The following is a 24,974-nucleotide window of genomic DNA, read 5'->3' on the forward strand; positions in this document are numbered from 1 at the left end:
CCAGGCGACAGGCCCTACTCCTCGGGCGTGGCCAGCAGCGCCTCCAGGAGCGGCCGCAGCCGCGTCGTCCGCTCCGGGGCCACCCCCTCGGCGACCGCACGGGGCAGCGCCTGGTCCACGCCGTGCACGACCGACAGATGGCGCTCCGCCCGGCCGAAGGCCGTGTACACCCACGGCCTGCTCAGCCCTCCGGCGGCGTCCCCCGGCAGCACCACCACCACCGCGGGCCAGCGCGTCCCGGCCGCCTGGTGCGCGGTGAGCGCCCAACCGTGCCGCAGCTCCGCCTCCACCCGCTCCTTCGGTACGAGGAGGGCCTCGTCCCCGCACCGCAGCCGCAGCCCCTCGGCGTCCGCCGACAGCACCGTGCCCGTCACCGTCCGCCCCGGCGCCGGCGCGTACGCGACCCGGTCACCGATGTCGTAGCCGCCGAAGCGGCCGGGACCCGGGTTGAGCCGCTGCTTGAGGGCCACGTTCAGCGCGCGCGTACCGGCTGAACCGCCGTGGCCGACCGTCACGACCTGCGTCTGCTCGGACGGCACCCCGATGGCCCGGGGCACCGAGTCGGCCACCAGCTGGACCGTGCGGTGCACGGCCTCGCCCGCGTCCCGCACCGGGACGATCACGATCTCCTTGCCGGGGGCCTCGACCTGGTTCAGCTCCCCGGCGCCGATGCCCGAGACCAGCTCGCCGAGCGGCCCCGGGTCGGGCCGCCGCGACACGATCCGCGGGCACACCCGGGCCGCCAGGACGTCGGTGAAGACCTGACCCGCGCCGGGCGCGCCGAGGATCCCGGGGTCGCCGCTCAGCACCAGCCGGCAGCCGTCGGGCAGGGACTCCACGAGCATCGCGGCGCTCTCCACGTCCAGCTGCGGCGCGTCGAGGACCACGAGGAGGTCCAGGGCGAGGGCGCCCTCCTCGTCGCGGCCGGGTCCCGCCGCCCCGGAGAGCAGCGCGGCGACCGTCACCGCGTCCTTCCCGGCGGTGCCGAGCGCGCGCCGACCGTCGTCCGCGTGGACGGCGACCAGGGCGCGGAGGCCGCGCTCGCGGGCGGCCGCGACGAGCGCCACCGGCTCCGCGCGGGACGCCTCGCCACCCGTGTGCAGGACGAGACCGTGCGCACCCGCGGCCCGCTCCAGTTCGGAGCCGTCCCACCGCGCGGCCGTCACCGTCCTGGCCAGCCGGGCGAGCGCGTCCGCGAGGCTCTCCTCGGCCATCGCGTACCGGTCGAGCCCGAGGAGCACGGGCGCGGCGGGCTCCTCGGCGACGGTCTCCGTCGGCTCCTCGTCGTCCTCGGACTCCGCCTCCGCCGCCGTCTCCTCCTCCTGGAAGACGAGGACGGCGCCCGCGGCGACCGCCTCCTCGACCGCGGAGTCCGGATCGGGCACCCCGTGCCCGGTGAGTGCGGCGCGGACCGCCTGGATCTCCAGGGCCGTGTGCCCCTGGAGCGCGGCCCGCTCCAGCACCCACACGGTCAGGGCGACCGTCCGCCGCGGGTCGTCGGGGCCGCAGGCGTCGCCGAGCAGTGCCCGTGCGAAGCCGTCGGCCTGCTCCGGGCGCACGCCGGGCACCGCGAGCAGTTGCCAGGGGTCGTCGAGGAGGGCTGCGGCCGCGCCCTCCCCGAGCCCGGCGGCGACCTGCCCGGCCAGCGCCTCGGGGGCGCCGCCCTTGGCCAGGACCTCCCGCACGGCGGCCGTGGTGCCGGGCGCGGGCGCGGGTGCCCGCACCGGTGCGGGCGGCCGGGCGGTCACGGCCGGCGCCGCCTCGGGCGCGGGACGCCGGGGAGCGGGCTCGGGGGCCTCGTAGAACGCGCTGCCCGTCGCCGCGCCGCCTTCCACGGCCCGGACGGCCGCGAGCAGGTCGGCGGCCGTGCCACTCAGCTTGGCGCCGCTCACCGGCGGCCCCTCCTTCTCGGCCTTGCGCGCCTCGATCCTGGCCCGCAGCTCCCGCTGCGCGATCAACTCGGCCTGGGCGTCACTCAACTCGACCGCGGCGGCAGCGTCGCCGGAACCAGCAGCCTCAGCCGCACCGACAGCCTCAGTAGTAGTACCGGCAGCATCAGCCGTGGCATCAGCCTCGGTAGTACCGGCAGTATCAGCCGCGCCGACAACGTCATCAGTACCGACAGCATCAGCCGCACCGGCCGCCTCGGCCTCAGCCGCGACGGTCGCGTCGGGGCCCGGCGCCGGGGCCTCGGCGGCTCCCTCCTGCGGGTCCTCTGCGGGCTCCACGGCCTCGGGCGCGGTCTCCCCGGAAGGCTCGGTCACAAGGTGCTCCAGTCGTGATCCGGATAGCGGTGCACGGGCGCCGACACATCGTCCAGCGCCCGACAGATCTCGTCAGGAAGACTAAGGGTCTCCACCGACAACGCGGCCGTCAGCTGCCGCGCCGTGCGTGCGCCGACGATCGGCGCGGTCACCCCGGGCCGGTCCCGGACCCAGGCGAGCGCGACGTGCAGCGGGGTCGTGGCGAGGCCTTCGGCCGCCGTCGCGACCGCGTCCACGATCCGGCTCGCCGCATCGTCCAGGTACGGCTCCACGAACGCCGCCATGGTCTCCGACGCACCCCGCGAGTCGCCGGGGGTCCCGCCGCGGTACTTGCCCGTCAGGACCCCGCGCCCGAGCGGTGAGGAGGGCAGCAGGCCTATCCCGAGGTCCTGCGCGGCGGGCAGCACCTCGCGCTCCACGCCCCGCTGGAGCAGCGAGTACTCCAACTGCGCCCCCGCGAGCCGGGTCCGGTCCCCGCCGAGCTGCCAGGTGCCCGCCTTGGCGAGCTGCCAGCCGCAGAAGTTCGCCACGCCCGCGTACCGGGCCCGCCCGCTGCGTACCGCGATGTCGAGGGCCTGGAGGGACTCCTCCAGGGGCGTGTGCGGGTCGAAGGCGTGCAGCTGCCACAGGTCGACGTGGTCCGTGCCGAGCCGGTCGAGGGAGGCGTCGAGCGCGGCGAGCAGGTGCCCCCGTGAGCCGTCCGTACGCCGGTCGGGATCCGGCACGCTGCCCGCCTTCGTCGACAGGACGAGGTCCTGCCGGGACACGAGCCGCTCCATGAGACGTCCGAGCAGATACTCCGCCTCGCCCCCGCCGTACACGTCGGCGGTGTCCACGAGCGTGCCGCCCGCGTCCCAGAACATCTTCAACTGCGCGGCGGCGTCGTGCTCGTCGGTGTCCCGGCCCCAGGTGAGGGTGCCGAGTCCGATGCGCGACACACGCAGGCCGGTACGTCCGAGATGCCTCTGCTCCATGGGCGCGAGATTACTGGCCGGGGCACCCCCAGCAGAGGGGCCTGTGGACAACCACGTCCTGTCGGATGCCCCGGCCGCGCGCTAGAGTCCCGCGCACAGGGACGTTACCGATGGGTAAGGGGTGCGTGGACATGCGGCTCGGCATCAACCTCGGCTACTGGGGCGCCGGTATGGACGGCGACAACCTCGCCGTCGCCCAGGAGGCGGACCGCCTCGGCTACGACGTCTGCTGGGCCGCGGAGGCCTACGGCTCCGACGCCCCCACGGTCCTCGCCTGGGTCGCGGCGAAGACCGAGCGCATCGACGTCGGCTCCGCGATCATGCAGATCCCGGCCCGGCAGCCGGCCATGACGGCGATGACCGCCGCCACCCTCGACTCGCTCACCGGCGGCCGCTTCCGCCTCGGACTCGGCGTCTCCGGACCCCAGGTCTCCGAGGGCTGGTACGGAGTGAAGTTCGACAAGCCGCTCGCCCGGACCCGCGAGTACGTCGAGATCGTCCGCAAGGCCATGTCCCGCGAGCGCCTCACCCACGACGGCGAGCACTGGACCCTGCCGCTCCCCGACGGCCCCGGCAAGCCCCTCAAGCTGACCGTGCACCCGCAGCGCGAGCACATCCCGCTCTACATCGCCGCCATCGGCCCCAAGAACCTGGAGCAGACCGGCGAGATCGCCGACGGCGCCCTGCTGATCTTCCCCTCCGCCGCCCACCTGGAGGAGACCGCCCTCCGCCCGTTGCGCGCCGGACGCGAGAAGGCCGGTCTGACGATGGACGGCTTCGACGTCTGCCCCACCGTTCCGCTCGCCCTCGGCGACGACGTCGAGGCCCTCGCGGACGTGTTCCGGCCGTACACCGCGCTCTACGTCGGCGGCATGGGCAGCCGCAAGCAGAACTTCTACAACCAGCTCGCGCGCCGCATGGGGTACGAGAAGGAGGCCGCCGAGGTCCAGGACAAGTACCTGGCCGGCGACAAGACGGGCGCCGCCGCCGCCGTGCCGCACAGCCTCATCGACCAGACCGCGCTGCTCGGCTCCGTCGAGCGGATCGCCGAGCGGATGACGGCCTACGCGGAGGCCGGGGTCACCACCCTCACCCTCGCCCCGGCCGGCTTCACCCTGGACGAGCGGGTGGCGGCCCTGCGGGCGGGCGTGGAGGCCATGGAGCGTGCGGGCCTCGGCTGACGCGGAGGGAAAGTCCGCGGCCGTGGTGGGGGCTCGGGGGTCTTCCCCGCCACGGCCGTCATCCAGCACAACGCCTCCGCCGGGCCCCCGGTTACGGCCCCGGGCTCACTCTTTCGGCCGAGTCGCACGTCCCTCCTGTTGCCCGCCGCCCCCGACCGCATTTGACTCGTGTCCCCGGGGGCGTACGGAGTGCGGACACGCGCACGGAGGTGGCGGCGATGCTCACGGCCAAAGGTCTGTTCCAGGAGATCATCGACAACGACGAGTCCTTCCGGCTCTTCTGCTCCATCGCGGCGAGCGGTGAGACCCAGGGGGGCTGGGAGAACGCCCGGATCGCGGCCCTCGTCGCGCCCGGCATGAGGGACCTCACGCCGAAGATCACCCGGCACGGGGCCGACGAGGACAAGCACGGCCGGATCTTCCAGGCGCTGATGAGGAAGCGCGGTCTCGAACCCGTCCCCGTACCGCCCGACACCGACTACACGATGCTGCTCGAACAGCGCGGCATCGGCCTCGCCCACGACACGCTCCGCCGCGACGAACCACTGACCGAGCGGGACATCGTCGTCTACCTCGCCCACAGCCGGGTCACCGAGCAGCGCGCCGCCGACCAGATGGACATGCTCGTCACGTACTTCGGGGACCATCCCGAACTCGGCAAGGCCATCCACATGATCGACAACGATGAGGCGAACCACCTCGCCTACTGCCACGAGGAACTGCTGCGCCTCGCGCGCGCGGGCCACGGCCGGCTCATCCAGCGGACCCTGCGCGACTCCGCCCTCGTCGAGATCCAGGTCTACCGCGACGTCAGCCTCGCCGTGATGCGCCACATGGGACGGATCCTGCGCTGGCCCCGGCCCAAGGCCGCCGCCCTCGCCGCAGGCATCCACGGCATGTACGCGTACGAGCGCGCCGCGGGGTGGCACCGGATGGTCGGCCTGCGGATGCCCGAGCGGCTCGACGCCCTCGGCGGGCCCGCGACCCCCGCCCCCGCCTTCTGAGCCCGGCGCGGCCCCGCCGAGCCCCCGGGCGGGGCCTCACATCCAGCCGCGCCGCTTGAACAGCCGGTACAGCATGAAGACGATCCCCGACATGAGGGCGATCACCACCGGGTACGAACCCACCCAGCGCAGCTCCGGCATGTGGTCGAAGTTCATGCCGTAGATCCCCGCCACCATCGTGGGGACCGCCGCCATGGCCGCCCACGCCGAGATCTTCCGCATGTCGTCGTTCTGCCGCACCCCCATCTGCGCGAGGTGGGCCGAGAGCACGTCGGACAGAAGCCGGTCGAGTCCCTCCACCTGCTCGTTGGAGCGCAGGAGATGGTCGTTGACGTCCCGGAAGAACGGCTGCGCGCGCTCGTGCACGAACGGCACCGAGCCGGCCGTCAGCCGGGCCAGCGGACCCGCGAGCGGACCGCTGGCCCGCCGGAACTCCAGCACCTGCCGCTTCGCCGTGTAGATCCGCTCCGCGGTGTTCCCCGGATTGCCCCCGGTCGGCGCGAAGACGTCCGCCTCCAGCTCCTCCAGGTCCACCTGGAGCTCGCCCGCCACGTCGAGGTAGTGGTCGACGATCGCGTCGCTCACCGCGTACAGCACCGCCGTCGGCCCGTGCTTCAGCAGCTCCGGGTCCGCTTCGAGACGGCGGCGCACCTCGGCGAGCGGCGCGCCCTCGCCGTGCCGGACCGTCACCACGAAGGAGTCGCCCACGAACAGCATCAGCTCGCCCGAGGAAACCCGGTCGCTCTCCGGCTCGTACACGATCGGCTTGAGCACCGCGAACAGGCTGTCGTCGTAGACCTCCAGCTTGGGCCGCTGGTGCGCCTTCAGGGCGTCCTCCACGGCCAGCGGGTGCAGCGCGAACTCCGAGGTGACGTGGTCGAACTCCGCCTCCGTCGGCTCGTGCAGGCCCACCCAGAGGAAGGCGTCCCCGGCGGTCCGCGCCTGGTCCAGCGCGTCGGAGAGGTCGGCGGGCCCGTCCGTACGGCGCCCGTCGCGGTAGATGGCAGAGTCGACGATCACGCGGCGCATTCTCCCCCCGAACGGCCCCGCCATGCACGCGTGCGGCCACCCGTATCCTCCCGGCGCGGTTCCGGCCCGGCCGTCTAGGCTGGCCGGCATGGCCACGCTGATCCTCGTCCGGCACGGACGCTCCACCGCCAACACCTCCGGGGTCCTCGCCGGGCGCACGCCCGGGATCGCCCTCGACGAGCGGGGGGCCGCGCAGGCCGCAGCGCTCCCCGGGCGCCTCGCGGACGTCCCGCTCGCCGCCGTCGTCTCCAGCCCCCTCCAGCGCTGCCGGGAGACCGTACGGCCCCTCCTCGAAGCCCGCCCGGACCTGCCGCTGCACGTCGAGGACCGGATCAACGAATGCGACTACGGCGACTGGTCGGGCCGCAAACTGGCCGAGCTGGGTGACGAACCCCTCATGGAGGTCGTGCAGGCGCACGCCTCCGCGGCGGCCTTCCCCGGCGGCGAGTCCATGCGCGCGATGCAGGCCCGCGCCGTGGACGCCGTCCACGACTGGAACGCCCGGATCGAGGCCGAGTACGGCGAGGACGCCTGCTACCTCATGTGCGCGCACGGCGACGTCCTCAAGTCGATCGTGGCGGACGCCCTCGGTCTCCACCTCGACCTCTTCCAGCGCCTCCACGTCGACCCCTGCTCGGTCACCGTCATCCGCTACACGCGCCTGCGTCCCTTCCTCGTCCGCCTGGGCGACACCGGGGACTTCGCCGGTCTCGCGCCCCGTGACCACCCCGACAGCAGCGGGGCGGCCGAGGTCGGGGGCGGTGCGGGCGCACCGTGATCGCTCCGCGCAGTAGGGTGGACGCGCCGTTGTAGTACGACTGTCGAGACGCAAGGGAGCCGGGAAACGTGTCCCGTCAGGTGTTCCTCTACGACCCACCGGAGCGTTTCGTGGCCGGTACGGTCGGGCTGCCTGGCCGCCGTACGTTCTTCCTCCAGGCGTCCGCCGGCGGCCGTGTCACCAGCGTCGCCCTGGAGAAGACCCAGGTTGCCGCCCTCGCCGAGCGCATGGACGAACTCCTCGACGAGGTCGTGCGCCGCACCGGGGGCAACGCGCCCGTCCCCGCCGTCGCCCCCGCGGAGGTCGCCGACACCGCCCCCCTCGACGTACCCGTCGAGGAGGAGTTCCGCGTGGGCACCATGGCACTCGCCTGGGACGGCGAGGAGCAGCGCATGATCGTCGAGGCGCAGGCGCTGGTCGAGCTCGACGTGGACTCCGAGGAGGACCTGGCCGACGCGGAGGAGCGGCTCCTCCAGGACGAGGAGAACGGCCCGCCGATGCTCCGGGTCCGCCTCAGCGGCGCACAGGCGCGGGCCTTCGCCAAGAGGGCCCTGGACGTCGTGAACGCGGGCCGGCCGCCGTGCCCGCTGTGCAGCCTGCCGCTCGACCCCGAGGGGCACGTCTGCCCCCGCCAGAACGGATACCGTCGCGGAGCATGAGCAGCAGCCCCTCGACGCCGCCGGACGCCGAGCTGCTCACCCACGGTGAGCTGACCGTCCGGGGCCAGGTCCGCGAGGCCTCCAACGCCGTCCTGTACTGCTCCGTCGCCCACGGCGGCCGGGAGGCCGCCTGCGTCTACAAGCCGGTCGCGGGGGAGCGGCCGCTGTGGGACTTCCCCGACGGCACCCTCGCCCAGCGCGAGGTCGCCGCGTACGAGATCTCCGAGGCCACCGGCTGGGGCCTCGTCCCGCCGACGGTGCTCCGCGACGGGCCGTACGGCGAAGGCATGGTCCAGCTGTGGATCGAGGCCGACCCCGAGGCGCGCCTGCTGGCCCTCACCGAGGACGAGGAGGCGGGCGCGGGCTGGAAGGCCGTGGGGCCCGCCCAGCTCGACGAGGAACGCACCGCGCTCCTCGTCCACGCCGACACCCCCGAGCTGCGCCGGCTCGCGGTCCTGGACGCCGTCATCAACAACGGCGACCGCAAGGGCGGCCATCTGCTGCCGTCACCCGACGGACGCCTCTACGGCATCGACCACGGGGTCACCTTCCACGTCGACGACAAGCTGCGCACCCTGCTGTGGGGCTGGGCCGGCGAGGAGCTGCCCGCCGAGGCGGCCGAGGTCCTCGACGCGCTCGACCGCTCCCTGGCGCCCGGAGAACCGCTCGCCGCCCGTCTGGCGCAACTGCTCACCGGCGCCGAAGTCGCGGCGGTACGCGCCCGCGTGAAGGCGCTCCGAGCGACCGGACGGCACCCGGTGCCCTCGGGGGAGTGGCCCGCGATCCCCTGGCCCCCGGTCTGAGCAAGGCGAAAGGTTTCGGCCATGGCCGCCGACGGGAGCGCGCACCCCTGGGGGGTATGCACGCACGTCTCCGACCCGCAAGAGCGCCTAATCGGTCAAGATCCCGGATCCGGTTCGTATCCGGAACACCTGTCCGGTTAGGCTCGGGTCATGCATGCCTGGCCCGCTTCTGAGGTCCCCGCCCTTCCCGGCAAGGGCCGCGACCTCCGGATCCACGACACCGCGACCGGCGGACGAGTCACCCTCGCCCCCGGCCCCGTCGCCCGTATCTACGTCTGCGGCATCACGCCGTACGACGCGACCCATATGGGTCACGCGGCGACCTACAACGCGTTCGACCTCGTTCAGCGCGTGTGGCTCGACACCAAGCGGCAGGTGCACTACGTCCAGAACGTCACGGACGTGGACGACCCGCTCCTGGAGCGCGCGATCCGCGACGGCATCGACTGGGTCGGCCTCGCCGAGCGCGAGACCGCCCTCTTCCGCGAGGACATGACCGCCCTGCGGATGCTGCCCCCGCAGCACTACATCGGCGCCGTCGAGGCCATACCCGGCATCGTCCCGCTCGTCGAGCGCCTCCGGGACTCCGGCGCCGCCTACGAGCTCGACGGCGACGTCTACTTCTCCGTCGACGCCGACCCCCACTTCGGGCAGGTCTCGAACTACACCACCGAGCTGATGCGCCACCTCTCCGCCGAGCGCGGCGGAGACCCCGAGCGCCCCGGCAAGAAGAACCCGCTCGACCCCATGCTCTGGATGGCCGCCCGCGAGGGCGAGCCGAGCTGGGACGGCGGCAGCCTCGGCGCCGGCAGGCCCGGCTGGCACATCGAGTGCGTCGCCATCGCCCTCGACCACCTCGGCATGGGCTTCGACGTGCAGGGCGGCGGCTCCGACCTGATCTTCCCGCACCACGAGATGGGCGCCTCCCACGCCCAGACCCTCACCGGCGAGTTCCCCATGGCCAAGGCGTATGTCCACGCCGGCATGGTCGGCCTCGACGGCGAGAAGATGTCCAAGTCCCGGGGCAACCTGGTCTTCGTCTCCGCCCTCCGCCGGGACGGCGTCGACCCCGCCGCCATCCGGCTCGCGCTGCTCTCGCACCGCTACCGCGACGACTGGGAGTGGACCGACCAGGTCCTCCAGGACGCCGTCGAGCGCCTCGGCCGCTGGCGCGCCGCGGTGTCCCGCCCGGACGGCCCGTCCGCCGACGCGCTCGTCGAGGAGCTCCGCGAGGCCCTCTCCGACGATCTCGACACCCCCACCGCGCTCGCCGCGGTCGACCGCTGGGCCGCGCTCCAGACGGCCGGGGGCGGCACCGACGACTCCGCTCCCGGGCTCGTCTCCCGCGCCGTCGACGCCCTCCTGGGCGTCGCCCTGTAGCAGGATCCCGCGCGCCCGACCGGGCTCGTGCGCGACCGCCCCCCGGACCCCTCGCGAGGAGTCCGGGGGGCGGTTCGTCTTCCTGCGGGGCGGGCCGGACAGCCGTACGGGAGGGGCGGCCGCGCCACCCCTCCCGTACAGGTCACTTCTCCGCGTCGCCGCCCGCGCCCTCGGGGGGCGGCTCGGGCCCCTCGGGCCCACCGCGTCCTTCCCGTCCGTCGGCCTCGCGCGAGGAGCTCCCGCCCTGCTCCGAGCCGGTAGCCGCGGAGCCCGCGGCGTCCGAGCCCGCAGCTTCCGGACCTGCCGCTTCCGAGCCCGCGGCGTCCGAGCCCGCAGCTTCCGGACCTGCCGCTTCCGGCGCCGGAGGCGTCTCCGCGCCCGGGACCGCCTCCGGGCCCGGCTGCTCCGGCTTCGGGGGCTTCGTGCGGCCGCCCCCGGCGTCCCGCAGGAACGGGGAGTCGCCGCCCTCCGTCGCAAGCCCCGGCCCCGGCCCGCTGCCGGGCTCACGACGCCGCAGATACCGCTCGAACTCGCGGGCGATCGCATCACCCGAGGCCTCCGGCAGCTCCGCCGTGTCCCGGGCCTCCTCCAACGTCTGTACGTACTCGGCGACCTCGCTGTCCTCGGCGGCCAGCTGGTCCACGCCCACCTGCCAGGCCCGCGCGTCCTCGGGCAGCTCGCCCAGCGGGATGCGCAGACCGATCAGGTCCTCCAGCCGGTTGAGGAGCGCGAGCGTCGCCTTCGGGTTCGGCGGCTGCGACACGTAGTGCGGCACCGCCGCCCACAGGCTCACCGCCGGCACGCCCGCGTGGGTGCACGCCTCCTGGAGGATCCCCACGATGCCCGTCGGGCCCTCGTACCGGGTCTCCTCCAGGTCCATCGTGCGCGCCAGGTCCGGGTCGGAGGTCACCCCGCTGACGGGGACCGGCCGCGTGTGCGGGGTGTCCCCGAGGAGGGCGCCCAGGATCACGACCATCTCCACGCCCAACTCGTGGGCGAAGGCGAGCAGCTCGTTGCAGAAGGAGCGCCAGCGCATCGACGGCTCGATCCCGCGCACCAGGACCAGGTCACGGGGCTTGTCGCCGCCGACCCTGACCACGGAGAGCCGGGTCGTGGGCCAGGTGATCTTCCGTACGCCGTTCTCCAGGAAGACCGTGGGCCGGTTGACCTGGAAGTCGTAGTAGTCCTCGGCGTCGAGCGCCGCGAACACCTCGCCCTTCCATTCCCGGTCCAGGTGGGCGACCGCGGTGGAGGCGGCGTCGCCGGCGTCGTTCCAGCCCTCGAACGCGGCCACCATGACCGGGTCGATCAGCTCGGGTACTCCCTCGAGCTCGATCACCCAGCGCCTCCTTTTCGAAGTTCCTGTCGTACGGACCAACCTTAAGGCTTCTCCGAGGTCCGCCCGCAGCCCCCGGACGTCCCCGAAAACCCGTGCGGCCTTGATCGACTACCCAGGAACGCATCCCCGCACACGGCGGTCCCGCTCCTCCCGGGCACGCGTCAGGGGCGGCCCCTCCGACGAGGAACCGCCCCTGCGCGCCTCCGCGTTACTTCCGCAGCATCGCCTCGACGCCGTCGCGGATCTCGTCCGTGGCCAGGCCGCGGATGGTCAGGGTCGTACGGCGGCGCAGCACGTCGTCCGCCGTCTCGGCCCACTCGTGGTCACGGGCGTAGGCGACCTGCGCCCAGATCTCCGGCGCGTCCGGGTGGATGCGGCGGGCCAGGTCCGGGTTCTCGTTCGCCATGCGCGCGATGTCGAAGGACAGCGAGCCGTAGTGCGTCGCGAGGTGCTTCGCGGTGTCGGCCGCCATCCGGGGGCCGGGCGCCGGACCGTCGACGAGCAGCCGGTGCGCGACCGCGTTCGGGTTGGCTATGCCGGGCAGCGGCAGCCGCTTCGGCAGCGTCGACACCGACTCGTAGTCCTCGCCGAGCGGGTGCCCGGGAAGCTGCTCCAGCTTCCTCATCACCGTGCGGCCGATGTGGCGGAAGGTCGTCCACTTGCCGCCCGCCACCGACAGCATGCCGCCGCGGCCCTCGGTGACGACCGTCTCGCGCTTGGCCTTGGAGGTGTCCCCGGGACCGCCCGGGAGCACCCGCAGACCGGCGAAGGCGTAGGTGATCAGGTCCCGCGACAGCTGCTGGTCGCGGATGGAGAAGGCGGCCTCGTCCAGGATCTGGGCGGTGTCCTTCTCGGTGACCTCCACCTGGCCGGGATCGCCCTCGTACTCCTCGTCGGTGGTGCCGAGCAGGAGCATGTCCTCCCAGGGGAGGGCGAAGGTGATGCGGTACTTGTCGATCGGGGTGGCCAGGGCGGCCTTCCACGGCGAGGTCCGCTTGAGGACGAGGTGCGCGCCCTTGGAGAGGCGGATGGAGGGGGCCGCGTTCGGGTCCTCCATCTTCCGCAGGTGGTCGACCCAGGGGCCGGTCGCGTTGAGCACCAGGCGGGCGGTGACGCCGAACTCGTCGCCGCTGGTGCGGTCCTTGAGCTCGGCACCGGTGACCCGGCCCCGGGTGAAGCGCAGTCCGGTGACCTCGGCGTGGTTGAGGACGGTGGCTCCGGCGTCGACCGCCGCGCGGACCGTCATCAGGGCCATGCGGGCGTCGTTCATCTGGTCGTCGCCGTAGACGGCGACGGCCTTCAGGTTGTCCGTGCGCAGCTCCGGCACGTCCTGCGCCGCCTTGGCGGGGGAGAGCAGGTGTCCGACGCCGTCACCGAACGCCGAGAGGGCGCTGTAGGCGAAGACACCGGCGCCGAGCTTTGCGGCGCCGTGCGGGCCGCCCTTGTAGACGGGCAGGTAGAAGGTGAGGGGGTTGGCGAGGTGCGGTGCCACCTGGCGGGAGACCGCACGCCGCTCGAAGTGGTTCTCCGCCACCAGCTTCACCGCGCCGGTCTGCAGGTAGCGCAGACCGCCGTGGAGCAGCTTCGAGGAGGCGGAGGAGGTGGCGCCGGCGAAGTCGCCGGCGTCCACCAGGGCCACCCGCAGACCCGACTGCGCGGCGTGCCAGGCGGTGGAGATGCCCAGGATGCCGCCGCCGATCACCAGGAGGTCGTAGGTCGCCTTGGAAAGCCGGTCCCGGGTCTCGGCCCGGCTCGGGAGGGAGCCGGATGCCGGGTGCGTCCCCAGGGCGGGGACGCTTCGCAGGGTGGTCATGTCGATCGACTCCTCGTCAGTTCTCTTCGTCGAGCCAGCCCATGGAGCGTTCGACGGCCTTCAGCCAGCTCTTGTACTCGCTGTCACGTCGGTCGGCGTCCATGCGGGGGGTCCATTCCGCCGCCCGGCGCCAGTTGGCGCGCAGCGCGTCGGTGTCCGGCCAGAAGCCGACGGCGAGGCCGGCGGCGTAGGCCGCGCCGAGGCAGGTGGTCTCGGCGACCATCGGGCGCACGACGGGCGCGTCCAGGAAGTCCGAGAGGGTCTGCATCAGCAGGTTGTTGGAGGTCATGCCGCCGTCGACCTTGAGCGCGGTCAGTTCGACGCCGGAGTCCTTCGTCATGGCGTCGGTGATCTCGCGGGTCTGCCAGGCGGTGGCTTCGAGGACGGCGCGGGCGATGTGCGCCTTGGTCACGTACCGGGTGAGTCCGGCGATCACGCCACGGGCGTCGGAGCGCCAGTAGGGGGCGAACAGACCGGAGAAGGCCGGCACGAAGTAGGCGCCGCCGTTGTCCTCGACCGAGGACGCGAGGGTCTCGATCTCGGCGGCGGACTTGATGAGGCCCATCTGGTCGCGCATCCACTGCACCAGCGAACCGGTGACGGCGATCGAGCCCTCCAGGGCGTAGACCGGCTTCTCGTCGCCGATCTGGTAGCCGACCGTGGTCAGCAGGCCGCTGTAGGAGTTGATGATCTTGTCGCCGGTGTTCATCAGCATGAAGGTGCCGGTGCCGTACGTCGACTTCGCCTCGCCCTCGGCGAAACAGGTCTGGCCGAAGAGGGCGGCCTGCTGGTCACCGAGTGCCGAGGCCACCGGGACGCCGGCGAGGACGCCGTCCTTGACGTGGCCGTAGACCTCGGCGGAGGAGCGGATCTCGGGGAGGACGTTGAGGGGGACCCCCATCGACTCCGCGATCTTCTCGTCCCAGGCCAGCGTGTGCAGGTTCATCAGCATGGTGCGCGAGGCGTTGGTGACGTCGGTGACGTGCACGCCGCCGTCGGCGCCGCCGGTCAGGTTCCAGATGACCCACGAGTCCATGGTGCCGAAGAGGATGTCGCCGGCCTCGGCCCGTTCGCGCAGGCCCTCGACGTTGTCGAGCATCCAGCGGATCTTCGGTCCGGCGAAGTAGCTCGCCAGCGGCAGGCCGGTCTCGCGGCGGAAGCGGTCCTGGCCGACGTTGCGGCCGAGCTCCTTGCAGAGCGCGTCGGTGCGGGTGTCCTGCCAGACGAGGGCGTTGTGGACGGGCTCACCGGTGTTCTTGTCCCAGAGCAGGGTGGTCTCGCGCTGGTTGGTGATGCCGATGGCCTTGACGTCCGTGGCGGCGATGCCGCCCTTCGCCAGGGCGCCGGCGACGACCTCCTGGACGTTGGTCCAGATCTCGGCGGCGTCGTGCTCGACCCAGCCCGGCTTCGGGAAGATCTGCTCGTGCTCCTTCTGGTCGACCGAGACGATCCGGCCGTCCCTGTCGAAGACGATGCAGCGGGAGGAGGTGGTGCCCTGGTCGATGGCCGCGATGAACGGGCCGGAGGTGTGTGCGTCGGTCACGGTGTGCTCCAAGGGTGGTCTGGGAGAAGGACGGCTCAGGCGAACGCGATGGTGTAGATACCCGCGGCGAGGGCGCCACCGATCAGCGGTCCCGCGACCGGGATCCAGGCGTAGCTCCAGTCGGAGCCGCCCTTGTTCGGCAGCGGCAGCAGGGCGTGCACGATGCGTGGGCCGAGGTCACGGGCCGGGTTGATCGCGTAGCCGGTCGGGCCACCGAGCGAGAGGCCGATGGAGACCACGACGAACGCGGTGATCAGGGCGCCTATGACGCCGAGGCCCTTGCCGCTGTCGTTGAGGCCCTGGGTGAGCACGGCCAGGACGAGCACGACGGTGCCGATGATCTCGGTGGCGAGGTTCTGCCAGGTGTTCCGGATCTCGGGGCCGGTGGAGAAGACGCCGAGTACGGGGCCGGGGCCCTCGATCGGCTCCTCCGCGGCGGCCTCCGGGTCGGTGAGGTGGGCCAGGAACTGGCCGTAGTAGGCCACCCAGACCAGTGCCGCACCGATCATCGCGCCGAGCATCTGGCCGGCGAAGTAGACGGGGACGTCGCCCCACTCTCCGTCCTTGATCGCGATTCCGACCGTGACGGCGGGGTTCAGATGGGCGCCCGAGAGGGAAGCCGTCATGTAGACGGCCGTCATGACGGCGAAGCCCCACCCGAAGGTGATCGCGAGCCAGCCCGCGTTGCGGGCCTTGGAGCCCTTGAGCGTGACGGCGGCACACACACCGCCGCCGAGCAGAATGAGAACGGCGGTACCGATGGTCTCGCCGAGGAAGATGTCGGAGCTGGACACCCGCGACTCCTTTGTCCTTCGTCCAGGGGAAGGCGAACCCCGGGTCCCTCCGGTGGTCCGCGCCCTCGTGTGAGGGCGTTACCGGCCCTTGGCACTGCCACACTCTAACGCTTATTGCCGTCAAGTGTTCGGCATTGCCGACCGGTGAACGGAAGTTTTGCCCTCCGGTTAACAGCGCGTCAAGAGCCCGGGATGCGAAAAACCCGCCGATAACGGGATCGTTACCAGCGGGTTCGTGGCGGGGCCGGGCCGTACGGGGGACGCTCAGAAGCGCCGCGCCCCCAGGTCCCGGGACACCGCGCGGGCGCAGTCCCGCACGGCCGCCACCAGCTCCGGACGCAGCTCCCCGGCGGGGCAGATCCGCTCCACGGCGCCCGTGACCGCCACCGCTCCCACCGGCATCCGGCGCCGGTCGTGGATCGGCGCCGCCACCGAGGCCACACCCTCCCAGGTCTCCTCCACGTCCGCCGCCCAGCCCCGTGCCCGCGTCAGGTCGAGGAGTGACTCGAACGCGGCGGGCTCCGTGGTCGTACGCGGGGTGAACCCCTCCCGCTCGACCTCCAGCACCTCGCTGTGCGCCACCGGGTCGTACGCCGAGAGGACCTTGCCCAGCGCCGTGGAGTGCAGCGGCTGCATGGCCCCCACCTCCAGGACCTGACGGCTGTCGTCCGGCCGGAAGACGTGGTGGACGATCAGCACGCCCCGCAGGTGCAGCACCCCGAGGTGCACGCTCTCGCCGCTGGACCGCGCCAGGTCGTCCGTCCAGACCAGGGCCCGCGCCCGCAGTTCGTGCACGTCCAGGTAGCTGTTGCCGAGCCGCAGCAGCTCCGCGCCCAGCTGGTAGCGGCCCGAGGCCGCGTCCTGCTCCACGAAGCCCTCCGCCTGGAGGGTGCGGAGGATGCCGTGGGCCGTACCCTTGGCGAGTCCGAGCGAGGACGCGATGTCCGACAGGCCGAGTCGGCGCTCGCCGCCGGCGAGCAGTCGCAGCATGGCCGCCGCCCGTTCAAGCGACTGGATGTTCTTCGCCATCGCCCGGCCTTCTCCCTCTCACGTTGTTCGACAATGCTGAACACTATCGGTCGATGCCGACCTCGCGTCACCCATGACAGTTTCGGACAAGAGGTGGCAGGACCGGGAGTCCCCGCACACAGGATGCCGTCCGGCCCGTGGGACGCCTTGTCCACCCCGGCCCGAGCGCGGTTACGCTGGCCCCGTGCACCCTCCACCGAGCGTGCAAAGCCGACAGCCGTCGCATCCCAGGGAGCTCATCCATGGCCTCGTTGCCGACCCCTTCCGCAGACAGCCGGAACCGCGCCGCAGCACTCCGCGAGGCACTCGCGAGCCGAGTGGTCGTCGCCGACGGCGCCATGGGCACCATGCTCCAGGCACAGGACCCCACCCTCGAGGACTTCGAGAACCTCGAAGGCTGCAACGAGATCCTGAACATCACCCGGCCCGACATCGTCCGTTCGGTCCACCGGGAGTACTTCTCCGCCGGCGTCGACTGCGTCGAGACCAACACCTTCGGCGCCAACCACGCGGCCCTGGGGGAGTACGACATCCCCGAGCGCGTCCACGAGCTCTCCGAGGCAGGCGCCCGGATCGCCCGCGAGGTCGCCGACGAGTTCACCGCCACCACCGGCCGCCAGCGCTGGGTCCTCGGCTCCATGGGCCCCGGAACCAAGCTCCCCACCCTCGGCCACGCCCCCTACACACTGCTGCGCGACGCCTACCAGCAGAACGCCGAGGGCCTGCTCGCCGGCGGCGCCGACGCCCTGCTCGTCGAGACCACCCAGGACCTGCTCCAGACCAAGTCCTCCGTCATCGGCGCCCGCCGCGCCCTCGACGCCCTCGGCGCCGACGTGCCGCTCATCGTCTCCGTCACCGTCGAGACCACCGGCACCATGCTCCTCGGCTCCGAGATCGGGGCCGCGCTCACCGCGCTCGAACCCCTCGGCATCGACATGATCGGCCTGAACTGCGCCACCGGCCCCGCCGAGATGAGCGAGCACCTCCGCTACCTCGCCCGCCACTCCCGCATCCCGCTCTCCTGCATGCCCAACGCCGGCCTGCCGGTCCTCACCTCCGACGGCGCCCACTACCCGCTCAGCCCCGCCGAGCTCGCCGACGCCCAGGAGACCTTCGTCCGCGAGTACGGCCTCTCCCTCATCGGCGGATGCTGCGGTACGACCCCGGAGCACCTGCGCCAGGTCGTCGAGCGGGTCCAGGGCCTCACCCCCGGCGCGCGCGACCCCCGCCCCGAGCCCGGCGCCGCCTCGCTCTACCAGACCGTGCCGTTCCGGCAGGACACGGCGTACATGGCGATCGGCGAGCGGACCAACGCCAACGGCTCGAAGAAGTTCCGCGACGCGATGCTCGAAGCCCGCTGGGACGACTGCGTCGAGATGGCACGCGACCAGATCCGCGAGGGCGCGCACATGCTCGACCTGTGCGTGGACTACGTCGGCCGCGACGGCGTCGCCGACATGGCGGAACTCGCCGGCCGCTTCGCCACCGCGTCCACCCTGCCCATCGTGCTCGACTCCACCGAGGTGGAGGTCCTGCGGGCCGGTCTGGAGAAGCTCGGCGGCCGGGCCGTGATCAACTCGGTGAACTACGAGGACGGCGACGGCCCCGAGTCCCGCTTCGCCAAGGTCACCCGGTTGGCCCAGGAGCACGGCGCCGCGCTGATCGCCCTCACCATCGACGAGGAGGGACAGGCCCGTACGTCCGAGCACAAGGTCGCCATCGCCGAGCGGCTCATCGACGACCTGACCGGCAACTGGGGCATCCACGAGTCCGACATCCTCATCGACACCCTGACCTTCACGATCTGCACGGGTCAGGAGGAGTCCCGCAAGGACGGCATCGCCACGATCGAGGCGATCCGCGAGCTGAAGCGGCGCCACCCGGACGTGCAGACCACGCTCGGCCTGTCCAACATCTCCTTCGGTCTGAACCCGGCCGCCCGCATCCTCCTCAACTCGGTCTTCCTCGACGAGTGCGTGAAGGCCGGCCTGGACTCGGCGATCGTCCACGCGAGCAAGATCCTGCCGATCGCCCGCTTCGACGACGAGCAGGTCACCACCGCCCTCGACCTGATCTACGACCGCCGCGCCGAGGGCTACGACCCGCTGCAGAAGCTGATGGCCCTCTTCGAGGGCGTCAACACCAAGTCGATGAAGGCCGGCAAGACCGAGGAGCTCCTCGCCCTGCCGCTGGACGAGCGGCTCAAGCGCCGGATCGTCGACGGCGAGAAGAACGGCCTGGAGGCGGACCTCGACGAGGCCCTCACCGAGCGTCCCGCCCTGGAGATCGTCAACGAGATCCTGCTCGACGGCATGAAGACGGTGGGCGAGCTGTTCGGCTCGGGCCAGATGCAGCTGCCGTTCGTGCTCCAGTCCGCCGAGGTCATGAAGACGGCCGTGGCGCATCTGGAACCGCACATGGAGAAGACGGACGACGACGGCAAGGGCACCATCGTCCTCGCCACCGTCCGCGGCGACGTCCACGACATCGGCAAGAACCTCGTCGACATCATCCTCTCCAACAACGGCTACAACGTCGTCAACATCGGCATCAAGCAGCCCGTCTCCGCGATCCTCGAAGCCGCCGAACAGCACAAGGCCGACGTCATCGGCATGTCCGGTCTCCTGGTGAAGTCCACCGTGATCATGAAGGAGAACCTCCAGGAGCTGAACCAGCGCGAACTGGCCGCCAAGTACCCCGTCATCCTCGGCGGCGCGGCCCTCACCAGGGCGTACGTCGAACAGGACCTCCACGAGATCTACCAGGGCGAGGTCCGCTACGCCCGCGACGCCTTCGAGGGCCTGCGCCTCATGGACGCCCTCGTCGCCGTCAAGCGCGGCGTCCCCGGCGCCGCACTCCCGCCGCTCAAGCAGCGCCGGGTCGCGAAGACGGACACTCCCGCGCTCCAGGTGTCCGAGCCCGAGCCCGGCGGCCGCTCCGACGTCGCCACCGACAACCCGGTGCCGACCCCGCCGTTCTGGGGCACCCGGGTCGTCAAGGGCATCCCGCTGAAGGACTACGCCTCCTGGCTCGACGAGGGCGCCCTCTTCAAGGGCCAGTGGGGCCTCAAGCAGAACAGGGCCGGTGACGGACCCTCGTACGAGGAGCTCGTCGAGTCGGAGGGCCGGCCCCGGCTGCGCGGCTGGCTGGAGCGCCTCCACACGGAGAACCTGCTGGAGGCGGCCGTCGTCCACGGCTACTTCCCCTGCGTCTCCAAGGGCGACGACCTGATCATCCTGGACGAGGCGGGCAACGAGCGGACCCGGTTCAGCTTCCCGCGCCAGCGCCGGGGCCGCCGCCTCTGTCTCGCGGACTTCTTCCGCCCGGAGGAGTCCGGCGAGACCGATGTCGTCGGACTCCAGGTCGTCACCGTCGGCTCGAGGATCGGCGAGGCCACGGCCGAGCTGTTCGCCTCCGACTCCTACCGCGACTACCTGGAGCTGCACGGCCTCTCCGTCCAGCTCGCCGAGGCCCTCGCCGAGTACTGGCACGCCCGCGTCCGCGCCGAGCTGGGCTTCGCGGGCGAGGACCCCGGGAACGTCCAGGCTGCGACGTTCCTGAACGACGTGTTCGACCTCAAGTACCGCGGTGCGCGGTTCTCCCTTGGCTACGGCGCCTGCCCCGACCTGGAGGACCGCGCGAAGATCGCGGAGCTGCTGCGGCCGGAGCGGATCGGTGTGCACCTGTCGGAGGAGTTCCAGCTCCACCCGGAGCAGTCCACCGACGCCATCGTGATCCATCACCCCGAGGCGAAGTACTTCAACGCCAGGTGACCGGCCAGAGGTAAATCCGTATGTCCGCGGTGGTCGGGACGTACACTTGTCGGTCCAGTGCAGGCCGGTCATCCTCCCCGTACCGGGGAGGGGGCCGGCCTTCTCGTCCCTCCATGGAGGTGTCCGGATGACCAGTACGGTCCCCGCGTCCCTGATCCGTACGAACGGAAGCTCCGCCCTGCAGGCCGTCTTCCTCGACATGGACGGGACCCTCGTCGACACGGAGGGCTTCTGGTGGGACGCGGAGGTGGAGGCCTTCGCCGACCTCGGGCACCGGCTCGACGAGGCCTGGCGGGACGTCGTCGTCGGCGGCCCGATGACCCGGAGCGCGGGCTACCTCATCGAGTCGACCGGCGCCGACATCACCCTCGCCGAGCTGACCGTCCTGCTCAACGAGAAGTTCGAGCAGCGCATCGACCGGGGTGTGCCGCTCATGCCCGGCGCCGACCGGCTCCTCGCCGAGCTGGCCCGGCACTCCATCCCGACCGCCCTGGTCTCCGCCTCGCACCGGCGGATCATCGACCGTGTCCTCGACTCGCTCGGCCGCGACCACTTCGCCCTCACCGTCGCCGGGGACGAGGTCGTCAGGACCAAGCCGCACCCCGAGCCGTATCTGACGGCAGCCCGGGGGGTCGGGGCCGATCCCACGCTCTGCGCCGTCATCGAGGACACCGCGACCGGTGTGGCGGCCGCGGAGGCGGCGGGGTGCCGGGTCGTCGCGGTGCCGTCCGTGGCACCGATCGCACCCTCCCCGGGCCGGGTCGTCGTGCGGTCCCTCGAAGAGGTCGACGTTCCCTTTCTGCGCACGCTGATCACCGGGATCTGAGCTTTCCCTGAGCCTTCCCCGCCCCGGGCCGGAGGAATGCGCCGAGGGGCGGGGGAAAACGATCAGGCCATTCACCGAATGGGCCTCCGCGTGACCTTGGTCACCCAGAGTGCCTGGCGGTGGGTGGCCTTCGTCGTGCTCGGCGCCCGAAAAGGGAGAGTTTCGGCGTCCCCATGTGTCCCGATTCGCTCGGCGCCGTCCGCATCATCCGACGCATGACTATCGAAGCACCCGCATTCATGATCACTGTGCGATTACCCCTGAGGCCGCCCGTGGTCCGGCAATAGCGGCGCCGCCCACTAATCTTTCGCGAGTACTTCGCCGCATATCCGCGTGCACCGGCGCACACCCAAGTCGCCGAGAACACAGGACCGATCGCAACACCCGGCCCGATCGCTCCCGCCCCGACCGGGCGGCCGGCGGCGGAGTTCCACTGACCGCTGCAATCCAGTGCCGGATGAGGAGATCGTCCCTGATGAACCGCAAGACCCTGGTGCTGCCGGCTGTGGCCGGACTGCTCGCCCCCCTGCTCGCCGCCTGCGGCGGAGCACAGGACGGGGGAGCGATCGTCGTCGGCACCACGGACCAGTTCATCGCGACCGCGGACGCCCCCGCCCCGCTCGACCCCGCCTTCGCCTATGACACCGGCGCCTGGAACATCCTGCGGCAGACCGTCCAGACCCTGATGCACGTGCCTCGCGACGGCGGCGAGCCCGTCCCCGAGGCCGCCCAGAGCTGCGGATTCTCCGACAAGGCCAGCGAGAGCTACCGCTGCAAGCTCCGCTCCGGCCTCACCTTCGCGGACGGCACCCCCCTCACCGCCGAGGACGTCAAGTACTCCGTCGACCGCGTCCTGAAGATCAAGTCGGACAACGGCACCGCCGCCCTCCTCTCGAACGTCGACACCGTCGAGACCAAGGGCACCGACGAGGTCGTCTTCCACCTGAAGACCCCCGACGCCACCTTCCCGTACAAGCTCTCCACCCCGGTCGCCGGCATCCTCAGCAAGGACAAGTACGCCGCCGACAAGCTCCGCGACGGCTTCGACGTCGACGGCTCCGGCCCGTACACCATGAAGGTCGAACGCGACGGCGAGAAGGCCACCCGCTTCGTCTTCAGCAAGAACCCCGCCTACAAGGGCGACATCACCCTGCGCAACGACAAGGTCGAGCTGCGCCCCTACGCCGACGCGGACGCCATGGGCCGGGCCCTGGACGGCGACGACATCGACATGATGGCCCGCTCCCTGTCGCAGCAGCAGGTCAAGGACCTCACCGAGACGCCCAAGGACGGCATCGAGATCATCGAGGTCCCCGGCCTCGAGATCCGCTACCTCGGTTTCAACACCAAGGCCCCCGCCGTCCAGGAGAAGGCCGTACGCCAGGCCATGGCCGCCGTCATCGACCGGGGCGCCCTCGTCAACCTGGTCTACGGCCCCACCGCCGAGCCCCTGTACTCGCTGATCCCCTCCAACATCACCGGCCACGCCACCCCCTTCTTCGACGAGTACGGCGAGCCCGACCGCGCCCGAGCCGCCAAGCTCCTCAAGGACGCCGGCGTCAAGACCCCGGTCAAGGTGACCCTGAACTACACCACCGACCACTACGGCGCCGAGACCGCGAAGGAGTTCGAGGCGCTCAAGAAGCAGCTCGTCGCCACCGAACTCTTCGACGCCACCGTCCAGGGCACCGAGTGGTCGAAGTTCCGCACGGCCCAGAAGCGCGGCGACTACGCCGTCTACGGCCTCGGCTGGTTCCCGGACTACCCGGACCCGGACAACTACATCGCGCCCTTCCTGGACAGCGACAACTTCCTCAACACCCCGTACGTGAACAAGGTCGTCCGCGACCAGCTCATCCCGCGCTCGCGCCGCCAGGCCGACCGCACCGCCGCAGGCCCCGTCTTCCACCAGATCCAGAAGATCGTCGCCGAGGACGTACCCGTCCTGCCCCTGTGGCAGGGCAAGCAGTACGTCGCCGCCCGCGACGACCTCAACGGAGTCGAGTACGCCCTCAACACGTCCTCCGACCTCCTGCTCTGGGAACTGGGCCGAGGCACCGCATAACCCCGTCGACTGGATCGGTTACACCGGCCGCGCACCCGCGCGCGGCCGGCCTGACAAGAGATCACGAGGCACGTTCTGTGAAGACGCACAACAAGTGGCTGACGGCCCCCCTCGCCGCCGGCCTCGCCGCCGCCCTCCTCAGTGGCTGCGGCACCGAACAGGGTGGCGCAGGAGACTCCGGCAACGGCGTACGCGTCGGCATGTCCGACGAGATTCTCGCCACCGACCCGGCGGCGGGCTACGACCCCGGCTCCTGGCTGCTGTTCAACAACGTCTTCCAGTCCCTGCTCGCCTTCCCCAAGGGCGGCTCCGAGCCCGAGCCCGAAGCCGCCGACAAGTGCGGCTTCTCCGCGGGCAGCACCGTGTACTCCTGCACCCTGCGCGACGGCCTCACCTTCTCCAACGGCAACAAGCTCACCTCGAAGGACGTCAAGTTCTCCTTCGAGCGGGCCCTCAAGATCGCCGACCCCTCCGGCCCCGCGCCGCTGCTCTCCACCATCGACACCATCGAGACCCCGGACGAGCGGACCGTCGTCTTCCGGCTCAAGGTCCCCGACGCCACCTTCCCCAGCAAGATCGCGTCCGGCGCCGGCTCCATCGTCGACCACCGCGAGTACCCCGCCGACGGGCTCCGCACCGACGGCAAGGCCACCGGCTCCGGCCCGTACAAGCTGGACTCCTTCGGCGACTCCGAGGCCACCTTCTCCGCCAACCCCGGCTACCGGGGCACCGCACGGCTCAAGAACGACGCCGTCACCCTCAAGCTCTACCGCGGCGACCGCTCCGCCCTCTCCAAGGCCCTCACCGCCGGAGAGATAGACGTCGCCTACCGAGGCCTCTCCGCCGACGACATCGTCACCCTCGAAACCTCCGAGGCCACCGACGACAAGGGCATCGAGGTCACCCAGGGCAGCAGCGCCGAGGTCCAGCACCTGGTCTTCAACATGAAGGACCCGGTCGTCGGCAAGCTCGGCGTCCGCCAGGCCATCGCCCACCTCGTCGACCGCGAGGCCCTCGTCGAAGGCGTGTACAAGTCGACGGCCACGCCGCTCTACTCGATCGTCCCGGCCGGCATCGCCGGACACAACACCGCCTTCTACGACACCTACGGCAGCCCCGACGCCGCCAAGGCGAAGAAGGCCCTGCGCGCGGCCGGCATCACCGACAAGGTGAAGCTCACCCTCTGGTCCACGCCCAGCCGCTACGGCCCGGCGACCGACCAGGAACTCAAGGCCATCGCCGGCCAGCTCAACGCGAGCGGACTCTTCGACGCCGACGTCAAGTCCATCGCCTACGACCAGTACGAGAAGGACATCGCCGCCGGCAAGTACGGCGTCTACGTCAAGGGCTGGGTCCCCGACTACCCCGACGCCGACAACTTCACCGCTCCCTTCTTCGGGGAGGGCAACGTCCTCAACAACCACTACCGGAACACCACCATCACCGGCAGCCTCCTCCCGAAGACCGCCGCGGTCCCGGACCGCGCCGCCACCGCCGACGAGTACGGCAAGCTCCAGGACCTCGTCGCCGCCGAACTCCCGCTGCTCCCGCTCTGGCAGGGCAAGCAGTACGCCGTCGCCCGCGACGACGTCACCGGCCTCGAATGGACCCTCGACGCCTCGACCGTCTTCCGCTTCTGGGAGATCCGCAAGGGCTGACGGGGCCACGCCCCCGCACCACGGAGGGGCCCGGCGCGCACCAGCGCACCGGGCCCCTCCGC

General features: G+C 71.7%; 18 protein-coding genes. 10 read left to right on the plus strand and 8 right to left on the minus strand.

All coding sequences use genetic code 11. The features are described from left to right. Nucleotides 1-14 precede the first annotated feature (14 nt). Nucleotides 15-2,264, minus strand: coding sequence for a helix-hairpin-helix domain-containing protein (locus ACFWV2_RS19685; protein ID WP_384406275.1), 2,250 nt, complete (start codon nt 2,262-2,264; stop codon nt 15-17). After that, a complete protein-coding gene (locus ACFWV2_RS19690) occupies nt 2,261-3,238 on the minus strand; it encodes an aldo/keto reductase (RefSeq protein WP_384406276.1) in 978 nt (325 codons plus the stop codon). Before ACFWV2_RS19690 ends, ACFWV2_RS19685 begins: the two co-directional genes overlap by 4 nt. Before the next feature lie 131 nt (nt 3,239-3,369). Here ACFWV2_RS19690 and ACFWV2_RS19695 point away from each other — a divergent pair, with 131 nt between their 5' ends. Both ACFWV2_RS19695 and ACFWV2_RS19700 read left to right on the plus strand, forming a co-directional pair. Then, on the plus strand, nt 3,370-4,419 hold the full coding sequence (locus ACFWV2_RS19695) for an LLM class F420-dependent oxidoreductase (protein ID WP_384406404.1): 1,050 nt from the start codon (nt 3,370-3,372) through the stop codon (nt 4,417-4,419). Between the two features lie 218 nt (nt 4,420-4,637). Then, nucleotides 4,638-5,423, plus strand: a complete 786-nt coding sequence (locus tag ACFWV2_RS19700) for a ferritin-like domain-containing protein (protein WP_384406277.1) — start codon at nt 4,638-4,640, stop codon at nt 5,421-5,423. Between the two features lie 36 nt (nt 5,424-5,459). Here ACFWV2_RS19700 and ACFWV2_RS19705 read toward each other — a convergent pair whose 3' ends face one another. Then, on the minus strand, nt 5,460-6,452 hold the full coding sequence (locus ACFWV2_RS19705) for a magnesium and cobalt transport protein CorA (RefSeq protein ID WP_384406278.1): 993 nt from the start codon (nt 6,450-6,452) through the stop codon (nt 5,460-5,462). Between the two features lie 88 nt (nt 6,453-6,540). Here ACFWV2_RS19705 and ACFWV2_RS19710 point away from each other — a divergent pair, with 88 nt between their 5' ends. The 4 genes from ACFWV2_RS19710 (at nt 6,541) to mshC (ending at nt 10,072) form a co-directional block, all read left to right on the plus strand. Beyond that, entirely contained in the window at nt 6,541-7,230 is a 690-nt protein-coding gene (locus ACFWV2_RS19710) for a histidine phosphatase family protein (protein WP_384406279.1), read from the plus strand. Between the two features lie 68 nt (nt 7,231-7,298). Then, nucleotides 7,299-7,889 carry a DUF3090 domain-containing protein gene (locus tag ACFWV2_RS19715; protein ID WP_384406280.1) on the plus strand — a complete coding sequence of 197 codons (591 nt, stop codon included), beginning with the start codon at nt 7,299-7,301 and terminating at the stop codon, nt 7,887-7,889. Continuing rightward, complete coding sequence (locus ACFWV2_RS19720) at nt 7,886-8,692, plus strand: SCO1664 family protein (RefSeq protein WP_384406281.1); 807 nt, start codon at nt 7,886-7,888, stop codon at nt 8,690-8,692. Before ACFWV2_RS19715 ends, ACFWV2_RS19720 begins: the two co-directional genes overlap by 4 nt. A 150-nt stretch (nt 8,693-8,842) precedes the next feature. Beyond that, on the plus strand, nt 8,843-10,072 hold the full coding sequence (mshC, locus tag ACFWV2_RS19725; protein WP_384406282.1) for a cysteine--1-D-myo-inosityl 2-amino-2-deoxy-alpha-D-glucopyranoside ligase: 1,230 nt from the start codon (nt 8,843-8,845) through the stop codon (nt 10,070-10,072). Nucleotides 10,073-10,214: 142 nt separating this feature from the next. On the opposite strand, the gene ACFWV2_RS19730 is transcribed toward mshC, so the two are convergent. The 5 genes from ACFWV2_RS19730 to ACFWV2_RS19750 form a co-directional block, all read right to left on the minus strand. Beyond that, nucleotides 10,215-11,411, minus strand: a complete 1,197-nt coding sequence (locus tag ACFWV2_RS19730; RefSeq protein WP_384406283.1) for a PAC2 family protein — start codon at nt 11,409-11,411, stop codon at nt 10,215-10,217. Between the two features lie 208 nt (nt 11,412-11,619). Beyond that, complete coding sequence (locus ACFWV2_RS19735; RefSeq protein ID WP_360793870.1) at nt 11,620-13,224, minus strand: glycerol-3-phosphate dehydrogenase/oxidase; 1,605 nt, start codon at nt 13,222-13,224, stop codon at nt 11,620-11,622. 16 nt (nt 13,225-13,240) lie between these two features. Beyond that, a complete protein-coding gene (gene glpK, locus ACFWV2_RS19740; protein ID WP_384406284.1) occupies nt 13,241-14,767 on the minus strand; it encodes a glycerol kinase GlpK in 1,527 nt (508 codons plus the stop codon). A 35-nt stretch (nt 14,768-14,802) separates the two neighbouring features. After that, nucleotides 14,803-15,561 (minus strand): MIP/aquaporin family protein, encoded by a 759-nt coding sequence (locus tag ACFWV2_RS19745; protein WP_384406285.1) that lies wholly within the window; start codon nt 15,559-15,561, stop codon nt 14,803-14,805. A gap of 264 nt (nt 15,562-15,825) precedes the next feature. Continuing rightward, nucleotides 15,826-16,590 (minus strand): IclR family transcriptional regulator, encoded by a 765-nt coding sequence (locus tag ACFWV2_RS19750; RefSeq protein WP_384406286.1) that lies wholly within the window; start codon nt 16,588-16,590, stop codon nt 15,826-15,828. A gap of 242 nt (nt 16,591-16,832) precedes the next feature. Between ACFWV2_RS19750 and metH the strand changes: the two genes are divergently transcribed. From metH to ACFWV2_RS19770, 4 genes are all read left to right on the plus strand, one after another. After that, entirely contained in the window at nt 16,833-20,363 is a 3,531-nt protein-coding gene (metH, locus tag ACFWV2_RS19755) for a methionine synthase (protein WP_384406287.1), read from the plus strand. Nucleotides 20,364-20,490: 127 nt separating this feature from the next. Continuing rightward, complete coding sequence (locus ACFWV2_RS19760; RefSeq protein WP_384406288.1) at nt 20,491-21,189, plus strand: HAD family hydrolase; 699 nt, start codon at nt 20,491-20,493, stop codon at nt 21,187-21,189. A gap of 475 nt (nt 21,190-21,664) precedes the next feature. Next, complete coding sequence (locus ACFWV2_RS19765; RefSeq protein WP_384406289.1) at nt 21,665-23,254, plus strand: ABC transporter substrate-binding protein; 1,590 nt, start codon at nt 21,665-21,667, stop codon at nt 23,252-23,254. Between the two features lie 77 nt (nt 23,255-23,331). Continuing rightward, entirely contained in the window at nt 23,332-24,912 is a 1,581-nt protein-coding gene (locus ACFWV2_RS19770; protein WP_384406290.1) for an ABC transporter substrate-binding protein, read from the plus strand. The last annotated feature ends 62 nt before the right edge of the window (nt 24,913-24,974 follow it).

This window comes from Streptomyces sp. NPDC058671 (assembly GCF_042716475.1).
In the GTDB taxonomy this organism is placed as follows: Bacteria; Actinomycetota; Actinomycetes; order Streptomycetales; family Streptomycetaceae; genus Streptomyces.

Bases quoted from the DNA above. Each gene is read 5' to 3' on its own strand.
- ACFWV2_RS19690 (WP_384406276.1), bottom strand. From the start codon at position 3,238: ATGGAGCAGAGGCATCTCGGACGTACCGGCCTGCGTGTGTCGCGCATC.
- ACFWV2_RS19695 (WP_384406404.1), top strand. From the start codon at position 3,370: ATGCGGCTCGGCATCAACCTCGGCTACTGGGGCGCCGGTATGGACGGC.
- ACFWV2_RS19700 (WP_384406277.1), top strand. From the start codon at position 4,638: ATGCTCACGGCCAAAGGTCTGTTCCAGGAGATCATCGACAACGACGAG.
- ACFWV2_RS19705 (WP_384406278.1), bottom strand. From the start codon at position 6,452: ATGCGCCGCGTGATCGTCGACTCTGCCATCTACCGCGACGGGCGCCGT.
- ACFWV2_RS19710 (WP_384406279.1), top strand. From the start codon at position 6,541: ATGGCCACGCTGATCCTCGTCCGGCACGGACGCTCCACCGCCAACACC.
- ACFWV2_RS19720 (WP_384406281.1), top strand. From the start codon at position 7,886: ATGAGCAGCAGCCCCTCGACGCCGCCGGACGCCGAGCTGCTCACCCAC.
- mshC (WP_384406282.1), top strand. From the start codon at position 8,843: ATGCATGCCTGGCCCGCTTCTGAGGTCCCCGCCCTTCCCGGCAAGGGC.
- ACFWV2_RS19735 (WP_360793870.1), bottom strand. From the start codon at position 13,224: ATGACCACCCTGCGAAGCGTCCCCGCCCTGGGGACGCACCCGGCATCC.
- ACFWV2_RS19750 (WP_384406286.1), bottom strand. From the start codon at position 16,590: ATGGCGAAGAACATCCAGTCGCTTGAACGGGCGGCGGCCATGCTGCGA.
- metH (WP_384406287.1), top strand. From the start codon at position 16,833: ATGGCCTCGTTGCCGACCCCTTCCGCAGACAGCCGGAACCGCGCCGCA.
- ACFWV2_RS19760 (WP_384406288.1), top strand. From the start codon at position 20,491: ATGACCAGTACGGTCCCCGCGTCCCTGATCCGTACGAACGGAAGCTCC.
- ACFWV2_RS19765 (WP_384406289.1), top strand. From the start codon at position 21,665: ATGAACCGCAAGACCCTGGTGCTGCCGGCTGTGGCCGGACTGCTCGCC.